The following is an 18116-nucleotide window of genomic DNA, read 5'->3' on the forward strand; positions in this document are numbered from 1 at the left end:
TTTACAAATTAGAATGAGAAAGCAATCATTCCCATCTTAGTATACCTGTTTATCGATTCTTTAAAAATGATTTGTCGTTTATGATGGTGGAAGTGAATCTAAATAACTGATATATTAGGAACAAATACGACACAATTTCAAAAGGAGAATCCGTTCTCATGGAGAAAAGCATTGCAGAAATGCAGCGTGAGGTTGATCTGTATATTTCCCAGTTCAAAGAAGGATACTTCAGCCCGCTGGCCATGCTCGCCCGTATGTCTGAAGAGGTGGGAGAGCTTGCAAGGGAAGTGAATCACGAGTTCGGTGAAAAACCGAAAAAATCTTCCGAAGCAGACAATTCCATTGAGCTTGAGCTCGGTGACATTTTATTTATCACGATTTGTTTTGCTAATTCTCTCGGGATCGACCTGGCAGAGGCGCACGACAAAGTCATGCATAAATTTAACACACGCGATGCAAATCGGTGGACGCCAAAAAACACCGATTAGGCGTAGATTACATATGCTGTACCATCACCTCAATGAGGGAGGGACAGCTTGGATGATGAAACCGGAAGAGTATATGCAGCATGCGTACCGCTGTATTTTGCAAAATGATTTTGAGCAGGCGATTCGTTGGTTCGAATCTGCCATTGATGCTCACCCGGAACATGCGGAGCTCTATTATCGTTGTTCCATTACACATGCCCGCAGTCAACACTTGGCTCCAGCGCTTGAATATGCGCGTAAGGCTGTTGAACTGTCACAGGGGATAGAGGAATATGTTTTGCATTTACAGACCCTAGAAGCCAAACAGATAAGCCTTCAGGCCAAGGTGTTGCTTGAGCAGGCAGGAGACGGAACGCATGAACGATATGTGCAGGCGGCCGATCTGCTGAAACAGGCGGTTAAACTTGACCCGTTATATGTGGAAGCGCATATCATGCTTGCTCTTGCTTACAGCGATCTGAATGAGTTCGACCTTGCAACCCGTTCCGTTCGTGACGCATTGTTGCTGGACCCGCAGAATGATCAACTGCATCTATTGTTACAGGAAATTAAGCAGCGTATGAAATCCATTCAATAAGATGCCATTTCATAACGGGATGGAAATCATTTGAACTGGATTCAACCAAATGAACCAACATAGTGAGGAGATGCAGTCAAGATGAGTGAAGTAATAAGAGTTGCCGTAATCGGAGCGGCTGGCCGGATGGGCCGTGAAGTAGTGAAACTGGTGCTTCAAGATCCTGAACTGGAGCTCGCCGCAGCGGTCAACCGCTCCGGAGTAGGCACGGATGCCGGAACACTTGTCGGTCTACCCGAATGTGGGGTGCTTTTGACCGATGATATCGAGATGGCTTTTGCAGAGACTAAACCGCAGGTTATGGTGGACTTCACAGTCCCTCAATATGCCTTTGCCCATACAGAAATTGCCATTCGTCACGGAGTAAGACCTGTTATGGGTGTTACCGGCTTTACGCCGGAGCAGATCGAACAGCTGGACAAGCAGTGTCAGGACAAAGGCATTGGAGGGTTGATTGCCCCGAACTTCTCAATCGGTGCTATTCTGATGATGAGATTTGCCGCACAGGCTGCCAAACATATGCCGAATGTGGAGATCATCGAATATCACGGGGATCAGAAGCTGGATGCTCCTTCGGGTACAGCAATCAAAACAGCCGAGCTAATTGCAGCAAACCGCGAGGAACTTCGTCAGGGTAATCCGAATGAAGAAGAGACGATCGAAGGATCGCGTGGCGGATATTATAATGGATTCCGAATTCATAGCGTACGGTTGCCGGGAGTGTTCGCCCAGCAGGAAGTGGTATTTGGAGACTTTGGCCAATCCCTCAAAATTCGTCATGACTCCTATGAACGTGCAGGTTATATGCCTGGTGTTAAGATTGGTGTACAGAAGGTTATGGAATATACAGGACTTATCTACGGATTTGATCACTTTATCGACTAAAAGAGGTAGTTCAAAAATTCAACTTTTGAACACACACTAAAAGGAGATTGTCATGTTGAAAATTGCATTTATTGCCCATGATCGCAAAAAAGAAGAGATGGTTAACTTCGTGACAGCCTACGAAAATGTATTTACAGACCATCAACTATACTCGACAGGTACAACAGGTCTTCGCATTATGGAAGGAACCTCTTTACAGATCCATCGGTTTGAATCCGGTCCACTGGGCGGGGATCAACAGATCGGAGCCTTGGTTGCGCAAAATGAGATGGATTTGATTATTTTTCTACGTGATCCATTGATGGCACAGCCTCATGAACCAGATATTAACGCTTTGCTGCGTTTGTGCGATGTACAGGGGATTCCGCTTGCTACGAATATTGCAACTGCAGAGATTCTCGTTAAAGCGCTCGATCGCGGTGATTTTGGCTGGAGAGAGCTTGTACATAAATACAAGCCTGAGGGTAGATTGAATTCGGGTGATGCTCAATGAGTTTGGACATTCTCATATTTGGTGCACACGCGGATGATGCAGAGATTGGGATGGCAGGAACGATTGCCAAACATACTGCAGCTGGACTGAAAGTAGGCGTGTGTGATCTGACCCGGGCGGAGATGTCTTCCAACGGGACGGTAGAGCGCAGAGCCGAGGAAGCGGAGCAAGCCTCCCGCGTCCTCGGTCTTTCGTGTCGAAGCAATCTCGGTTTGCCTGATCGGGGGCTGTATATTACTCCAGAACACATCGAGGCTGTGACTGCCGAGATACGGCGTCATGCCCCTCGAATCGTGTTTGCGCCATATTGGGAGGATCGTCACCCGGATCATGTGATGTGCAGCAAACTGGTGCAGGAGGCTGTCTTTAATGCCAAGCTTAGAAACTATATGCCGGACATGCCCGCAGTTCAGGTGAAAGAATTGTATTTTTACTTTATTAACGATATCGGACCAACGGATTTGATTGTGGATATTACGGAACACTATGAGCAGAAGGAAAATTCATTGCTCAGTTATCGATCTCAGTTCGAATTGGGAGAAGGCGCAGTTGCCACTCCACTGACTCAAGGATATATTGAACGTGTGAAAGCTCGGGATTCTTTGCTCGGACAGCGGAGCCTTATTCCATTTGCAGAAGGATTCGCTAGCATTACACCTTATGTAGTTCATCAATTTGGCCAAGCGGCCAAGTCATAAAACGATCGAACTTGCTCGTATAAATCATTTATCAATTGCATTTCCGTTGCATTACATCAACCTGCACACGCGGGAGATTAAAGGAGCGTCCACCGGATGGATCAAAAGCTAAAAATTGGTATTACCTGTTATCCGTCCCTCGGAGGGTCTGGCGTTGTCGCAACGGAGCTGGGCAAATTGCTTGCCGAACAGGGTCACCAGGTTCACTTTATTGCTAATAGTATCCCGTTTAGACTGGGTAAATTCCAGAAAAATATTTTTTATCATGAAGTTGAGGTCAACGATTACTACGTCTTCCGTTATCCACCGTATGACCTGTCATTGGCCACGAAAATGGCGCAAGTAGCCAAAGCACAGCAACTGGATCTGCTACATGTACATTATGCAGTTCCACATGCGGTGTGTGCCTTTTTGGCAAAACAAATGGTTGGTGAGGACTTAAAGGTGGTTACAACGTTACACGGAACAGATATTACTGTGCTGGCGCAGGATGAGTCGTTGAAGGATTTGATTCGACTTGCCATCAACGAGAGTGATGCGGTTACGGCCGTATCTCAGGATTTGATTCGTGAAACGGTTGAGTTGCTGGATATAAGACGTCCAATCGATCTGACCTATAACTTTATTGATAAAAGAATTTATTATCCACGTGATGCAGCAAGTCTGCGTAGAGACTTCGCAGCACCTCACGAAAAAATACTGATGCATATCTCCAACTTCCGTCCTGTGAAGAGAACACAGGATGTGGTAGAAGTGTTCCGTCAAGTACAGGAGCGAGTACCTGCCAAGCTGTTATTTGTTGGAGAAGGACCGGACTTGCCGAAGATTCAATGGAAGATTAATGAGCTTGGACTGAATGACAAGGTTCATTTCCTAGGTAAGCAGGATGATATTGCTCAAGTCATTTCGATGGCTGATGTGCTTATGCTGCCGTCTGAGAAGGAAAGCTTTGGATTGGTAGCACTCGAAGCCATGGCTTGTGGTGTACCTACTATTGGATCACAGGCAGGGGGTATTCCTGAACTGGTATTGCACGGCAAGACCGGATTTTTGTCTCCAATTGGCGACACGCAATCGATGGCGGAGAACACGATTCGTTTGTTGACTGACGACCGTTTGACAGCAGACTTCAGAGAGGCATGTTTGAGACGGGCCCATCATGATTTCTGTAATGATGCCATTCGGCATGAATATGAACAAATATACTACCGGGTGCTGGGACGTGAAGTTCCGAATCTGAAGCCGGTTTGTGGCTGATTGTCAGATAGGATTGTTCCATCTTGGAAATATATCTGTGTAAGCCACACCAAGCAACACGTAGTTATGGGGTGAGAGTAAGTGGTTCAATGGACACAGGTAGATCATGAAATGGCAAGACAAAGTGAACAGGTACTGCGAACATTAAATGAAACAGGGTACGAAGCTTATTGGGTCGGTGGTTGTGTGCGTGATGAACTGCTGGAACGTAGCGTGGATGATATGGATATCACCACGTCCGCTTCTCCCGAGCAAGTCATGGAACTGTTCGCGGATTGTATTCCTACGGGCCTCCAGCATGGAACGGTTACTGTACGTTCAGGAGGTTTTTACTTTGAAGTTACAACTTTTCGCACTGAATCTGAATATAAGGATAATCGAAGACCCACTGCCGTTCAATTTGTGCAGGATGTCAAAGAAGATTTGCAGCGGCGTGACTTCACAATGAATGCTCTCGCTATGGATCGTGACGGTAATATCGTTGATCCTTTTGGTGGACAATCGGATATTCAGGATGGACGGGTCAGGTGTGTGGGATCGGCGGCAGAACGGTTTGGAGAAGATGCGCTGCGGATGCTTCGCTGTGTTCGTTTTGCTTCAGTATTTGATTTCAAAATTGCCTACAACACCTGGAAGGGGTTAGTTCGACAAAAGGATCTGCTACAACATATCGCCATGGAAAGAGTACGTACCGAAATGGTGAAAATGATGGCAGGCCCCCATCCACTGCGCGGTCTGGAATTGCTGTTTCGTAGCCAGGCACTGGAGCATGTGAAGGCACCAATCTCCATGGAGCGATTCAATAAAGCCCTCATGTCCAATATGGAACAATTGAACCAAGAAAACGTTCTATTGCGCTGGTCCATTGTGCTGATTGCAGGCCATTATACCAGGGATGAAGCAGATGCTTTACTTCGAAAATGGACGTTTTCTAATGACGATCGTTCCCGCATTAATGGAGTTCTCCAGGTCGAACAGTTGATCCAGACTGTCGTACAAGAGCAGAAGGATGAAGAGACACTTCGATCAGAATGGATCGTAACTGTGCTGTCTGGAGGACGTCAGGCAACAGAGGACTGGCTCATCATCCAACAACTGCTACCAACTGGTTGGAGGGATCAAGAGGTTCTGCACGAAGAACAGATCGTATTAATACAATCACGAGGTGCAGCATGGAGTCAATCCATGAAGGTGAATGAACTGAAAGATCTGCATATTACGGGTGAGAACGTTTTGCAGTTACTTGGACGCAAGGGCGGACCATGGCTGGGACAACTAATGAAGCATCTCTTAAGAGAGACTGCGATTGGAAATATAGCGAATCAGCATGACATGCTGACCAACGAAGTAAAGCGGGTGGCTGCAGATGACAAAGCATGAGGAACTGTTACATATGTTACTGAATGCCGAAGGAGAGTTTGTGTCTGGTGAAGAGATTAGTCGCAACCTTTCCATTAGCCGAACGGCCGTGTGGAAGCACGTAAACAAACTGCGTGACATGGGTTATGAGTTTGAGGCCGTATCTCGCAAAGGGTATCGCTTGATCACGAAACCGGACAGTATCGATGCCACAGCGCTTCAGCTGGCATTGGAAACGACGGTGTTTGGTCGGAAGGCAATCATTCTGAATTCCACGTTGTCCACCCAAGGTGATGTTCAGCACATGGCTGAACAGGGGCAGGGCGAAGGGGCAGTGGTGCTGGCAGAAGAACAAACAGGTGGACGAGGCCGCTTTGGACGTAAATGGTTCTCACCACCTGGACGAGGCATCTGGATGAGTGTTCTAATGCGTCCGGAGCTTGCCCTGCAAAATACACCACAGCTTACGTTATTAACGGGTGTGGCGGTGTGTCGTGCCATTCGATCATATACAGGTGCTGATGCTGGGATCAAATGGCCTAACGATCTTTTGATTGATGGTCGTAAAGTATGCGGAATTCTACTTGAATCAACCGTCGAAGACCACGAATTACGCTACTGTATCGCAGGCATAGGCGTGGATGTGAACTTCGATCCTAAGGATTATCCCGAGGATCTGATAACAATCGCAACTTCGCTTAAGATGGAGACCGGACAAACCATAGACCGAACCAAACTTGCAGCGGCCATTCTCTCGGAATTGGAGCGTTTGTATTTTTTGTATCAAAAGGAAGGGTTCGGTGTGATCTCTTCGCTCTGGGAAGCTTTGTCCGTATCCATGAATCGTGAAATTAAGGTGGCTAATCCGCAGGGTATCATCGAAGGTACTGCCATTGGCCTTGATCCTTCTGGTGCATTGATTTTGGAGAAGAAAAACGGTGAGCGAGTATCGGTTTACTCCGGTGAAGTTTCATTGGTAAATTAAACAATTTGTCGAATTTACACCGTAAAAATGAACTTAAGACGTGAACTTTGGGCAGAACTTTGGTATACTGTGTTCGTGAGGCGATATCGGCTAATGCAGACCGAATTGCACTCCGGCAATAGTATGCTTTGTTCTGCTTCAAAATGTTGCAGTGACAAGGCAAGAATGGTAGTAAAGTGAGTTGTTGGATTCTGCTCTGAGCCGAAGAGGACCGAGACAGAAGGGACGATCGCAAGTGACTCTTTTTTGACTTTTCGGGACTTTTTAGTGGAAACTAAAAGGTTTTTTTGTTGCGTTTAAATTGAAAAGATGAGAGGAGCCATAACGAAAATGGCAAACAAACAAGCATTGAATATTGTGAAAATGAAAAAATATAAGCAGGACGGCGTGCCGCTTAGCATGATTACAGCTTACGATTATCCGACAGCCCAATTGGCCGAGGAAGCGGGTATCGATCTAATTCTGGTTGGTGATTCACTGGGAAACGTGGTATTGGGTTATAACTCCACCTTGCCTGTTACGATCGAAGATATGGTGTACCATACACGCTCTGTAGTACGTGGTGCGGGAAATACGTTTATCGTGGCTGATATGCCCTTCATGACGTATCATGGTAGCTTGGATGAGACGCTTAAAGGTGTCCGTCGCCTGATGCAGGAAGGTCATGCACAAGCGGTCAAGATGGAGGGCGGTCTTGAAATCGCGGATACGGTAAAAGCGGTTGTGCAAGCCGGTGTACCTGTACTTGGACATATCGGACTTACACCGCAATCCGTGAATCAAATTGGCGGTTATCGTATTCAGGGCAAGGATGCTGCTGATGCCAAACGGCTGATGGACGAAGCCAAGGCGCTTGAAGCAGCTGGCGCTTTCGGCATTGTACTCGAACTGGTCACGGAAGAAGTGGCAAGAGCGATCTCGGAGGAATTGTCTATTCCTACGATTGGCATTGGCGCAGGTAGAGGGTGTGATGGTCAGGTACTGGTATTCCATGATGTGGTTCAGTATGCTTCCCCATACACGCCAAAACGCTTTGTCAAATCGTATGGAGACGTAGGTACATTGATTCGCAACAGCATCGAGTCCTATGTGAAAGAAGTCAAGGATCGCTCGTTCCCGGCACAGGAGCATGTATTTACCGCTGCTGACGGCGTTCTGGATCAATTGTACGGACATCGCAAAGAAAAGGTGGAGACCAACGTATGAAAGTGATACGGACAATCGCAGAATTAAGACAAGAGCTTAGCCTGAAACGTCAGTCGATTCAGTCCAGACAGTCCGTTGTAGGACTCGTGCCTACGATGGGATTTCTTCATGAAGGCCATGCAAGTTTGATGCAAGCGGCCAAACAACAGAGTGATATCGTGGTTTTGAGCATATTTGTAAACCCAATTCAATTCGGTCCGAATGAAGACTTTGACAGTTACCCTAGGGATGAAGCTAGAGATGTGGAAACTGCACGAGCAAAAGGGGTGGATATCGTATTTATTCCCTCTGTTGAAGAGATGTATCCACAGCCTACACAAACGACCGTATCGGTTTCCCGCTTAACGGATCGCTTGTGCGGTGCTTCTCGTCCAGGGCATTTTGACGGAGTGACTACGGTCGTGTCAAAGCTCTTTAACATTGTACAACCGCAGCGTGCATTTTTTGGCATGAAGGACGCACAGCAGGTAGCTGTGATCCAGCAGATGGTTAACGATTTGAACATGGCGGTTGAGATTGTGCCTTGTCCTATCGTTCGTGAAAGTGATGGCTTGGCGCTTAGTTCGCGCAACGTGTACCTCAGCACAGAACAGCGTAAGGAAGCTCTTGTTCTGTCCAAGGCTCTGCGTGAGGCACAGGAAGCTGTAGATGCAGGGACGGCAATGACAGCAGCGGATATCCGCGTTATATTGCGTGAGAACATTGAACGTTCACCAATGGCCGTGATTGATTATGCTGAAATTCAGGCTTTTCCAAGTCTTGAGCCACTTTTGGATCAGGAAAAAGTTCATGGTCGTGACGATCTGTTGATCGCACTTGCAGTAAAATTCGGCAAAACAAGATTGATTGACAATATAAGGCTGCAAAAATCGGAGGTACTGTCCCATGTTTAGAACACTAATGAAATCCAAAATTCACCGGGCAACCGTTACGGAAGCAAACCTGAACTATGTGGGTAGCATTACCATAGATGAAGATCTAATGGAAACTTCCGATCTAATGGAAAATGAGAAAGTGCAAATTGTGAATAACAACAATGGTGCACGTCTGGAAACCTATGTCATTCCAGGCCCACGTGGAAGTGGAGTTATCTGTTTGAATGGAGCAGCAGCTCGCCTGGTACAGCCTGGAGATACCGTCATTATCATTTCATATGCAATGATGTCTCAAGAAGAGGCAAATAATCACAAGCCTACCGTTGTATTTGTGGATGGACAGAACAAACCTGTGCAAACGATGAAACACGAAGTTCATGCGACGATTATGTAATCGACTGGTAAGGGGAATGAAATCGACCCATTCTACAAAAAATGAGTACAGGTCACTGCACTAATCCATTTTTTCAAGGGTGGGGATGCATCGATGTTCCAGCATGTTTTCGCAGAAATGAACGACATGTTAGATGAAATTATCAAGCGCTACCCTTCTGCTGAAGGCCTAAGCAAACAGGAATTGCTGCAAAAGTGGAATTTGCTGAAGCGGATGAGTGACGGGATGATTGATGAGTGGCTGATGTTTGAAGAAAAAATGAGCCAGGTGAGGGAAAGGGAACTGGATAAGCCTGCTTCCCTTGAACCTGAACAGGAAGCTGTTACCGCACTGCCAGAACTGCATTTGGAGTGTTTCAGTCGCGGTCAGGGATATTTCAAACTGCAAATGTACCCGCAGGCGATTATGCAATTTTCTAGGGTTGTGACCGACTATCCGGAAAGTGCATTGACTCGTTTTTACCTGGCTCTTGCTCATCTCAACCTGGAACAAACCGAGGAAGCAGGAATACACTTGCAGCGGATCATGCATCTGAACGGTTCGCCGAGATTGAAAGGGTTGGTATGTAACGTCCTGGGCTGTATCGAGGCCAAGCTCGCGAATCCTGAAGGTGCATGTTCATTATTTGCGCAGGCGCTTCAGTATGACCCATCGTTGACCGAACCGCTGTATAACATGGAAGCTTGTCGTTTAAACAGCGGAAAATTGCAATATGCAAATCAGCTGACTGCCTTAAATTAGGGCTATTCGGCGGCATTAAGACGGTGTTCCCTCCTCTGGCATAGCGGCGGGGACACCGCCTTTTTTGTCAGTTAATTTTCAAACGCCCTTTTTTTTGCTATGCTGTAACATAGACTGGAATGGAAGGGACCGTACATTGCAATGAAATTTGCCGTATTGGATTTCGAAACAACCGGCACGCAGTCCGACGGTGAGATTATACAGGCCGGACTTGCCATCATAGATCATGACTACAGCATAACTCAAATATATAGTTCTTATGTGAACCCAGGTGTACCGATTCCTCCGTTTATTACGGGGTTAACTGGTATTACCGATGAAGATGTGGCGGATGCTCCCTCATTGGAAGAGATGATGATGGAGATGGTTCCGCTGCTTGATGATGTGGTTCTTGTTGGACACAATGTTGCTTTTGATTTTCATTTTCTTCAAAATGCACTCGATCGATGCGGTTATCTGCCATTTACCGGACGGATCCTGGATACGATTGATTTCCTGAAGATCTCGTTCCCGTCACTGGGCTCTTATCAACTCGGTTATGTGTCTTCGGAATTCGGATTTCAGCATGACCGTCCTCATCAGGCAGACAGTGATGCTCTTGCAACAGCTTTTGTATTACTGAAGTGTCTCGATGAGCTGCGTGCATTGCCTCTAATCACGATTCAGCGCCTCAGTGACCTGTTTGCACCGGAAGACAGTGACTTGGGTTGGTTCTTCGATGGAATGCGTTCTGAGAAGGAAGCAGAGCCTATTCAGGATCTGGATGGTCATACGTATTACCGCCAGCTTGCCCTGAACGTGAGTGACTGGACCGATATAGGCTCACCACGTGATGAGCGAGAGGGTAATCCGCTGGAAGGCGTGAGTTTTGAGCAGTTTATGGATCAGGTTAGAGATAACCTGAAGGAGACGCTGGACCATTATGAGGAGCGTGAGGCGCAAACTCAAATGTTCAGCAGTGTACGACAAGCTTTGGATGAGGAGAAACATCTCTTAATCGAAGCTGGGACAGGTACGGGCAAATCACTTGGTTATTTGCTGCCTGCCATCTATGAAAGTGTAAAACAGGAACAGAAAGTGATGGTCAGCACACATACCATCAACCTGCAGGAGCAATTGAGAGAGCGGGATATTCCTATGCTGACCCAAGTGGTTCCGTTCCCGTTCAAGGCAGCGGTGTTCAAAGGACGTGGGCACTATCTGTGTCTGCGTAAGTTTGAGCATAAAATCAATAAACGTGAATTTGCTACACCGAAAGAGGATTATTTTACAGCGGCTCAGATGATTGTCTGGCTTACTCAGACGGAGACTGGAGACGACGAGGAGCTTAATCTAAGCGGGCGCGGAGGAGACTTCTGGGAGACGGTACAAAGTGAGTCTGAGTCCTGTCTTGGACGTTCCTGTCCTTGGTTCCGCAAATGTTTCTATCACCGGGCCAAACATGAAGCCGGGCTTTCCGATATCGTCATTACGAATCATTCGAAATTGTTTACGGATGTCAAAGCAGCACATCAGCTGCTGCCAGCCTACGAAAGTCTCGTCATTGATGAAGCACATCATCTGGAGGACGTAGCAGGTAAGCACCTTGGTCTTCATATGAAATATTTCACGTTGGTTCATACACTGACCCGACTATTTAAAGATAGCCGAAATGGCCAACTGCCTATGCTGCGTTCTCAATTGTCGGGTCATGAAAATTCGGTACAGTGGGGCTCCATGATTGATCAGATGTTCCCGCTTGCTGTCGAAGTTAAAGAGATGTGGGATCGACTAAGCGATGCATTGTTCGGACTGCTGCCTGAACGCAGCGATGCTTCTCCAGGCGAGACAGGACAATTCTCACTTAGACTGAAGTCTTCACAAAAACCAGCCAAATGGCAGGAATTGCAGGACGCTGAAAACCAAATTTATGTCACCCTAGGCGATTTGATTCGTAAAGGCGACAAGCTGCTGCTTGAAGTGAAAGAAGATCAGGACGATTATCAGTCCGATAGTCTGATTACGGATATCTCAGGTCTGCTCAAGGATTTGGCAACGATTAAGGATAATCTGCGTTTCTTCATGCGGATGGATGATGCCAATACCGTGTACTGGATGGAGGCCAGCGGCCAGTTCCGCAGTAAATCACTGCAACTCTATGCTGTTCCTGTCGATGTCAGTGCACAATTGAAGGATATGTTCTTTGATAAAAAGAAAAGCGTTGTGCTTACATCGGCTACGCTCTCCGTTGACAAGTCATTTCAATTCATGATCGAACAGCTGGGTTTGCAGGAAGCTGCCGACAATAACCGTCTGTTAACGTCGATGCTACCTTCACCGTTCAATTATCGAGAACAGGCGCTGCTTGTCATTCCGCGTGATTTCCCAAGCGTGAAGGGCAGTGTAGGCGATGCCCACTTTGTGGATATGCTCGTGCACTCGCTTGCGGAAACGGCTATTGCGACTCGTGGACGCATGATGGTGTTGTTCACCTCCTACCGCATGCTGCGACAGGTCTATGACCCGCTTAAGGAGGCCTTGTCAGGCAACGATATCTCTTTGCTTGGGCAAGGGGTGGACAGCGGCAGCCGTTCCAAGCTTACACGTCGGTTCCAAGATGCTAAAGCAACGGTGCTACTTGGCACAAGCAGCTTTTGGGAAGGCGTGGACATTCCGGGAGAGGCTCTGACCTGCCTTGCAATTGTCAGACTGCCGTTCCAGCCACCGAATCATCCATTAGTGGAAGCGAAGAGCGAGCTTTTGCAGCAGCAGAAGAAAAACCCGTTTATGAAGCTATCCGTGCCACAAGCCGTCATCCGTTTCAAACAGGGATTTGGCAGACTGGTTCGTACAGGCAAAGACAGAGGCATTGTGATTGTATACGATACACGCGTTATTGAAGCGTATTATGGCAAGTACTTTTTATATTCATTACCTGGTCCCAAAATGGAGCACATGCTTACAGAGCAGATAGTTCCACGCATTTCGGAATGGCTCGAGAGACCAACCGAAGAGCAACAATAACAGATACGCTCTGTAGCTTCCATTATTGCAAGACGCCAGTGATTGGCGGTAAAATTGAGTAATATCATGTATTCGTTTCATGGATATGCGAGTAAAGCGATTAAAGCAATTATCCATTATATAACAAGGAGCATCCTGTTTAATTCAGTAATCATTTTGCATCGTTTTAGACAGGGTGCTCATCTTTTCATCTATCTATCGTGGCCTTGGTAAGGGGGAGCAATGAATGAAATCAGATAAAATTTCGGAAGCCGTGGTGCGTAGATTACCTGTTTACTTGCGTTATTTGAATGAACTGCATCAGCGGGAAGTCAATACGGTTTCTTCACAAGAACTTGGACTGAGGCTGGATTTGAATCCGGCCCAGATTCGTAAAGACTTGGCTTACTTTGGTGACTTTGGTCGTAAAGGGATTGGATATGACGTTTCATATCTCATTGAGAAAATCCGCCATATTTTAAAAATAGACCAGCAGATCAATGTAGCTCTTGTCGGAGCAGGTAATTTGGGACATGCCTTGTCCAATTACAATGCCTATCTCAAAGACAACATGAAGATCGTCGCTGTATTTGATGCCTACGGTCCGAAAATTGGGAGTCAAATCAACAGTTTGACGGTACAACCGATGAATGAATTAACGGATTCGGTCAAAAAAGATAACATTCGTATAGGTATTATCACGGTTCCGGATACGGAAGCCCAAAATGTTGCAGATCAGCTGATTGAGTCAGGAATTGAAGCGATTCTGAACTTTGCGCCAACGATCCTGAAGACCCCGCCGCATATTCGCATTCATCATGCTGATTTTACGACGGATCTACTTAGCCTGGCTTATTACTTGGAGAATGGAAAGGACGACGAGGAAGATGACGACAAATAGATGGGTAATTCACAACGGCAAATTTGCCGTGAGTGAAGGTACGAATTGGAACGTGGTTCAAGGTCTTATGGTTGTTGAGAATGACAAGATTGTGCATATTGGTGAGACATTGCCGGAAGGAGACGAAAGCCTGACAAAGGTGGACGGAAAAGGACTGTTCTTCTTGCCGGGTCTGATCAATACGCATGGTCACGCGGCCATGTCGCTCCTCAGAGGCCATGGAGACGATCTGGCGTTACAAGTATGGTTGCAGGAGAAAATGTGGCCAATGGAAGCCAAAATGACGTCTGAAGACGTATATTGGGGCACATCACTTTCCGTGCTTGAAATGTTGAAGGGTGGAACAACAGCTTTCCTAGATATGTATGATCATATGGATCAGGTTGCGAAAGTGGTGGAACAATCCGGCGTTCGGGCTGCTCTGGCACGTGGGGTAATCGGGCTTTGCTCAGAAGAAGAACAACTGCGCAAGCTCGAAGAGTCCGCAGCATTTGCCCGTCAATGGAATGGACAAGCAGACGGAAGAATTACAACCGTAATCTCTCCGCACGCCCCTTACACTTGCCCTCCGGATTACATAGAGAAGCTGGTACAGGTTGCTCATGATCTGAATCTGCCTTTGCATACGCATATGTCTGAAACGCTTCGCGAAGTGGAACAGAACGTGGCTGATTACGGACTGCGTCCAGTCGCACATCTGGAGAAGCTAGGATTTTTTTCCCGTCCATCTCTGGTTGCACATGCGGTACATCTGAATGATGAAGAGATCGAGATTCTCGCAAAGCATGATGTAGCAGTTTCCCACAATCCAGGCAGTAACCTGAAATTGGCTTCGGGTGTTGCGCGTGTGCCTGATCTGTTGAAAGCAGGCGTGACTGTGTCTCTGGGAACAGACGGACCAGCCAGTAACAATAACCTGGATATGTTTGAAGAGATGAGATTGGCTGCGTTGATTCACAAAGGTGTGTCCGGTGACCCTACTGCAGTGCCGGCAGGGGAAGCGCTTCTGCTTGGAACTTCGTATGGTGCTAAATCCATATTCCTGAACAATACAGGCGCTCTGCAAGTTGGCATGAAGGCTGACTTCATCGCGTTGAACATCGAACAGGCCCATTTCTATCCGCATACGGATCTGATTTCCCATACGGTCTACTCGGCTTCGGCCAAAGATGTGGAGCATGTGTGGGTGGATGGTAAACAAGTGGTTAAACATGGCGAATGTCTTACGATGGATGAAGAGCGCATTCTGCGTGAGTCTCAGCTGGCATTTGACAGTTTGCTTGCCCGTTAATTACAAGGACAGCATCGTCATAGGGAAAGGAAGTTCGGCTTTTGAAGAAAAAAAAGAAGTGGATATGGATTTCGCTGCTGCTCCTGGTTCTGATTCTGTTTGGACTTCAGCGTTATTATGTCTATGTTACCCAGGATCAGCGCAAGGAAGAGGCGTTGGCCATACAGGCGGCCCAGGAACAGCTGGGGATTACGTCCCACGAAGAGCTGCGTAAGTATGTCTGGGGGCAGAAAGACGGCGGAGACAACATATACTGGACCCTGATTGGCAAAAATAAGGATAACCAGGATGTCATGGTGTGGATCAAGTTTGATGAGAATAACAAACCCGTGACGGGAACCAATGCAGTACACGGTGAACTGTTAAAGAACGGCATGAATGAAGCTCAGATTCGAAATCGGTTCAGCTCTGAAGTTCCCGGTGGGGAGATCAAACGAATCATGCCAGGCGTTGTGAATGGAATCTATGTATGGCAAGTGTATTATAATGATGATACTCACAACTATTATCGGTTTTACCGCTTCAGTAACGGGGAACAGGTGGATCTGGTCTATACGATCCCAAATAGCTAGAATTAGCATAAATACTATCGTCCAAAAGAATACATTAAAGAACCGGCAGACGGAAACCCGACTGGTCCGGTTCTTTGGCGTACTTTGTTGATCATTTTGGATTTGAATAGTTAAAATTAATAATTTATTCATATTTTCGCCTTAGATATTGTATATACGATGTGATATACTCAAATATGTATTCAAGGATACATCATACACAAATAAATCCTGTTAGGCACATCACAGGACATTACGTACACATATTCATATTCTTGCCTACAAGTTATAGGATGGGCCAAAATTTAGGAGGGGTAACTCACTTGAAGATAAAAGTATTGCCTATTGCTCTGACTGCCGTCATTTCAGCCGTTGTGTTGTTTGGAGGTTGGTTTGTGTATCGTCATGTGGCTGTGCAAAGCCCAATTGAAAAAATGGTTACCCAGTACGATGGAGTCAATGATGTTCAATTAACTATTAACCGCAATGATGTACAGTTGAAACTCGATCTGCAGCCGGATGTTGATCTGGGCAGGTTGGTACAATATATTCACAAAGAAGGACAAACCTTGATTGGCACTCGTTCGTTGAAGCTGGATGTCGTGGATCATTCCAACGAAGCATTAGAGAGCTGGTGGGGAAGCGCGATGTTTACCGTAGCACAAGCGATGGAGAACAAGCAATACACCGAAATTACACCGACCTTGTCTAAAATGGCTACAAATGGGATCAAGGTAAATACAGCCATGGATGACAATAATGTATATGTCAGTCTCAGAGATGGAGATGCCAGTAAGTTTATTATTCTGCCGCGTGTGCCCGGTCAGATAGGAGTGTGGCCTAATGCCTAAATGGACGAAAGAAATTGCCATTGGATTTGTACCCGTATTAATTATCTTTCTCGCTTTTATCGGTGTAAACATGATTCCCATTCTGATCGCTGTAATGCTTGTGGGAGCTCTGCTGCTCATGATGCAAATGCGGGGTGGGATTACGGTGGGGGCAGGTCAGGAACGTAAACGCAAGAAAAAAGGCCCTTCCAAGCTGACTTTTGAAGAAATCGGTGGTCAGGAGAGTGCCAAGCAGGAACTGCGGGAAGCGCTTGATTTTCTCATTCGACATGAAGAAATTCAGAAGTTTGGTATTCGTCCTTTGAAAGGTATACTGCTTACTGGCCCTCCAGGAACAGGTAAAACCTTGATGGCCAAAGCTGCTGCTCATTATACCGACTCTGTTTTTGTAGCTGCTTCAGGCAGTGAGTTTGTTGAGATGTATGTTGGTGTAGGTGCAGGCAGAATACGTGATTTGTTCCGTGATGCAAGAACTCGCGCCGCTAAAGAAAATAAGGAAAATGCCATTATATTTATTGATGAAATTGATGTGATCGGTGGAAAACGCGAAGGTGGACAACAGCGTGAATATGATCAGACGCTGAATCAGCTGTTGACGGAAATGGATGGCATATACTCTTCCGAAACACCACGTATACTCGTGATCGCCGCTACGAACCGAAAAGAAATGCTGGATAGCGCACTGACGCGTCCAGGTCGTTTTGACCGTCATATTCAGGTAGACTTGCCGGATAAGAAAGGCAGAAAACACATACTGGAGCTGCATGCAGTTAATAAACCTCTTTTGGAAGGGGTCAGCCTTGATAAGACAGCAGAAGAATCCTATGGTTTCTCTGGAGCGCAGCTGGAAAGCGTGATGAACGAAGCAGCAATTTATGCGATGAGAGACGGGCTGCTCAACATTGAACAGCGTCATCTGTCCCTTGCGATTGATAAAGTAATGATGGGTGAGAAGACAGACCGCGAATCCAGCGTGGAAGAGAAGAAAAGAGTGGCTATTCATGAGTTGGGACATGCCATCATGGCTGAACTGGTTCGTCCTGGCAGTGTGAGTCAGGTTGCACTTAGCCCTCGTGGACAGGCCTTGGGTTATGTACGTCATAACCCGCAACAAGAGCAATTTCTGTACACGAAGCGCTTTCTTGAAGAGCAAATCATGATTGCCCTCGGAGGTGCAGCAGCGGAGGAAATGTATTACGGTGGACGTAGTACAGGATCGCGTAATGACTTTGAACAAGCAACGAATGTAGTACAGACGATGATGGCTTCCGGGCTCACGACGTTGGGTATTGTTAACATGGATATGGTAACTACAGAAGAATTGATGCGGGAGAATAAATTAATCCTGCAAGACCTGATGGAACAGACCAAACGATTGCTTGAAGAACAGCGGACAATTTTCGACAATTCCCTCGACACGTTGCTCAGGGAAGAAGTATTGTCTGGCGATCAATTTCGTTGTCAATTTCGTGACAGCGCCCTTCTACCGGCATAATTTATTTATGTCGGTTATTTTTTTTTACATTTCAGTCGTGCTAAGATATTATTATATGTTGGGTCGAAATTTGTAATTTTCGGCGAA

18 protein-coding genes are annotated in these 18116 nt (G+C 46.5%); all 18 read left to right on the plus strand.

The genetic code is table 11. From position 1 onward, the window contains the following. Positions 1–158 precede the first annotated feature (158 nt). The 18 genes from A6049_RS22465 (at position 159) to A6049_RS22550 (ending at position 18029) form a co-directional block, all read left to right on the plus strand. A complete protein-coding gene (locus tag A6049_RS22465; protein ID WP_024630636.1) occupies positions 159–488 on the plus strand; it encodes a nucleotide pyrophosphohydrolase in 330 nt (109 codons plus the stop codon). Positions 489–540: 52 nt separating this feature from the next. Beyond that, positions 541–1065 (plus strand): tetratricopeptide repeat protein, encoded by a 525-nt coding sequence (locus A6049_RS22470; RefSeq protein WP_236703321.1) that lies wholly within the window; start codon positions 541–543, stop codon positions 1063–1065. 81 nt (positions 1066–1146) lie between these two features. Continuing rightward, on the plus strand, positions 1147–1950 hold the full coding sequence (dapB, locus tag A6049_RS22475) for a 4-hydroxy-tetrahydrodipicolinate reductase (protein WP_053780709.1): 804 nt from the start codon (positions 1147–1149) through the stop codon (positions 1948–1950). Between the two features lie 52 nt (positions 1951–2002). Beyond that, positions 2003–2443 carry a methylglyoxal synthase gene (mgsA, locus tag A6049_RS22480; protein WP_063566790.1) on the plus strand — a complete coding sequence of 147 codons (441 nt, stop codon included), beginning with the start codon at positions 2003–2005 and terminating at the stop codon, positions 2441–2443. After that, positions 2440–3141 carry a bacillithiol biosynthesis deacetylase BshB1 gene (gene bshB1, locus A6049_RS22485; RefSeq protein ID WP_063566791.1) on the plus strand — a complete coding sequence of 234 codons (702 nt, stop codon included), beginning with the start codon at positions 2440–2442 and terminating at the stop codon, positions 3139–3141. The genes mgsA and bshB1 overlap by 4 nt, the downstream gene beginning before the upstream one ends. 96 nt (positions 3142–3237) lie before the next feature. Beyond that, positions 3238–4398 (plus strand): N-acetyl-alpha-D-glucosaminyl L-malate synthase BshA, encoded by a 1161-nt coding sequence (gene bshA / locus A6049_RS22490; protein WP_063566792.1) that lies wholly within the window; start codon positions 3238–3240, stop codon positions 4396–4398. Positions 4399–4479: 81 nt separating this feature from the next. Continuing rightward, positions 4480–5778 carry a CCA tRNA nucleotidyltransferase gene (locus A6049_RS22495; RefSeq protein WP_240321517.1) on the plus strand — a complete coding sequence of 433 codons (1299 nt, stop codon included), beginning with the start codon at positions 4480–4482 and terminating at the stop codon, positions 5776–5778. Further along, positions 5765–6742 (plus strand): biotin--[acetyl-CoA-carboxylase] ligase, encoded by a 978-nt coding sequence (locus A6049_RS22500; protein ID WP_063566793.1) that lies wholly within the window; start codon positions 5765–5767, stop codon positions 6740–6742. Before A6049_RS22495 ends, A6049_RS22500 begins: the two co-directional genes overlap by 14 nt. 330 nt (positions 6743–7072) lie before the next feature. After that, positions 7073–7948 carry a 3-methyl-2-oxobutanoate hydroxymethyltransferase gene (panB, locus tag A6049_RS22505; RefSeq protein ID WP_063566794.1) on the plus strand — a complete coding sequence of 292 codons (876 nt, stop codon included), beginning with the start codon at positions 7073–7075 and terminating at the stop codon, positions 7946–7948. Next, a complete protein-coding gene (gene panC / locus A6049_RS22510) occupies positions 7945–8841 on the plus strand; it encodes a pantoate--beta-alanine ligase (protein ID WP_063566795.1) in 897 nt (298 codons plus the stop codon). The genes panB and panC overlap by 4 nt, the downstream gene beginning before the upstream one ends. Further along, positions 8834–9217 (plus strand): aspartate 1-decarboxylase, encoded by a 384-nt coding sequence (gene panD / locus A6049_RS22515; protein WP_024630626.1) that lies wholly within the window; start codon positions 8834–8836, stop codon positions 9215–9217. Before panC ends, panD begins: the two co-directional genes overlap by 8 nt. Positions 9218–9310: 93 nt before the next feature. Continuing rightward, entirely contained in the window at positions 9311–9958 is a 648-nt protein-coding gene (locus A6049_RS22520) for a tetratricopeptide repeat protein (RefSeq protein WP_063566796.1), read from the plus strand. Positions 9959–10099: 141 nt separating this feature from the next. Further along, positions 10100–12961 carry an ATP-dependent DNA helicase DinG gene (gene dinG / locus A6049_RS22525; RefSeq protein ID WP_063566797.1) on the plus strand — a complete coding sequence of 954 codons (2862 nt, stop codon included), beginning with the start codon at positions 10100–10102 and terminating at the stop codon, positions 12959–12961. A 226-nt stretch (positions 12962–13187) separates the two neighbouring features. Beyond that, positions 13188–13841, plus strand: a complete 654-nt coding sequence (locus A6049_RS22530; protein WP_053780717.1) for a redox-sensing transcriptional repressor Rex — start codon at positions 13188–13190, stop codon at positions 13839–13841. Then, positions 13828–15132 (plus strand): amidohydrolase, encoded by a 1305-nt coding sequence (locus A6049_RS22535; protein ID WP_063566798.1) that lies wholly within the window; start codon positions 13828–13830, stop codon positions 15130–15132. The genes A6049_RS22530 and A6049_RS22535 overlap by 14 nt, the downstream gene beginning before the upstream one ends. Positions 15133–15173: 41 nt before the next feature. Continuing rightward, entirely contained in the window at positions 15174–15704 is a 531-nt protein-coding gene (locus tag A6049_RS22540; RefSeq protein ID WP_063566799.1) for a cell wall elongation regulator TseB-like domain-containing protein, read from the plus strand. 302 nt (positions 15705–16006) lie between these two features. Then, complete coding sequence (locus tag A6049_RS22545) at positions 16007–16534, plus strand: hypothetical protein (RefSeq protein WP_063566800.1); 528 nt, start codon at positions 16007–16009, stop codon at positions 16532–16534. Next, the gene (locus A6049_RS22550; RefSeq protein WP_063566801.1) at positions 16527–18029 is read left to right on the plus strand and encodes an AAA family ATPase; all 1503 of its coding nucleotides are present in this window, start codon (positions 16527–16529) and stop codon (positions 18027–18029) included. The genes A6049_RS22545 and A6049_RS22550 overlap by 8 nt, the downstream gene beginning before the upstream one ends. Positions 18030–18116 lie beyond the last annotated feature (87 nt).

The sequence above is a fragment of the Paenibacillus sp. O199 genome, from assembly GCF_001636635.1.
Classification (GTDB): Bacteria; Bacillota; Bacilli; order Paenibacillales; family Paenibacillaceae; genus Paenibacillus; species Paenibacillus marchantiae.

Bases quoted from the DNA above. Each gene is read 5' to 3' on its own strand.
- A6049_RS22465 (WP_024630636.1), top strand. From the start codon at position 159: ATGGAGAAAAGCATTGCAGAAATGCAGCGTGAGGTTGATCTGTATATT.
- A6049_RS22470 (WP_236703321.1), top strand. From the start codon at position 541: ATGATGAAACCGGAAGAGTATATGCAGCATGCGTACCGCTGTATTTTG.
- dapB (WP_053780709.1), top strand. From the start codon at position 1,147: ATGAGTGAAGTAATAAGAGTTGCCGTAATCGGAGCGGCTGGCCGGATG.
- mgsA (WP_063566790.1), top strand. From the start codon at position 2,003: ATGTTGAAAATTGCATTTATTGCCCATGATCGCAAAAAAGAAGAGATG.
- bshB1 (WP_063566791.1), top strand. From the start codon at position 2,440: ATGAGTTTGGACATTCTCATATTTGGTGCACACGCGGATGATGCAGAG.
- bshA (WP_063566792.1), top strand. From the start codon at position 3,238: ATGGATCAAAAGCTAAAAATTGGTATTACCTGTTATCCGTCCCTCGGA.
- A6049_RS22500 (WP_063566793.1), top strand. From the start codon at position 5,765: ATGACAAAGCATGAGGAACTGTTACATATGTTACTGAATGCCGAAGGA.
- panB (WP_063566794.1), top strand. From the start codon at position 7,073: ATGGCAAACAAACAAGCATTGAATATTGTGAAAATGAAAAAATATAAG.
- panC (WP_063566795.1), top strand. From the start codon at position 7,945: ATGAAAGTGATACGGACAATCGCAGAATTAAGACAAGAGCTTAGCCTG.
- panD (WP_024630626.1), top strand. From the start codon at position 8,834: ATGTTTAGAACACTAATGAAATCCAAAATTCACCGGGCAACCGTTACG.
- A6049_RS22520 (WP_063566796.1), top strand. From the start codon at position 9,311: ATGTTCCAGCATGTTTTCGCAGAAATGAACGACATGTTAGATGAAATT.
- dinG (WP_063566797.1), top strand. From the start codon at position 10,100: ATGAAATTTGCCGTATTGGATTTCGAAACAACCGGCACGCAGTCCGAC.
- A6049_RS22530 (WP_053780717.1), top strand. From the start codon at position 13,188: ATGAAATCAGATAAAATTTCGGAAGCCGTGGTGCGTAGATTACCTGTT.
- A6049_RS22535 (WP_063566798.1), top strand. From the start codon at position 13,828: ATGACGACAAATAGATGGGTAATTCACAACGGCAAATTTGCCGTGAGT.
- A6049_RS22550 (WP_063566801.1), top strand. From the start codon at position 16,527: ATGCCTAAATGGACGAAAGAAATTGCCATTGGATTTGTACCCGTATTA.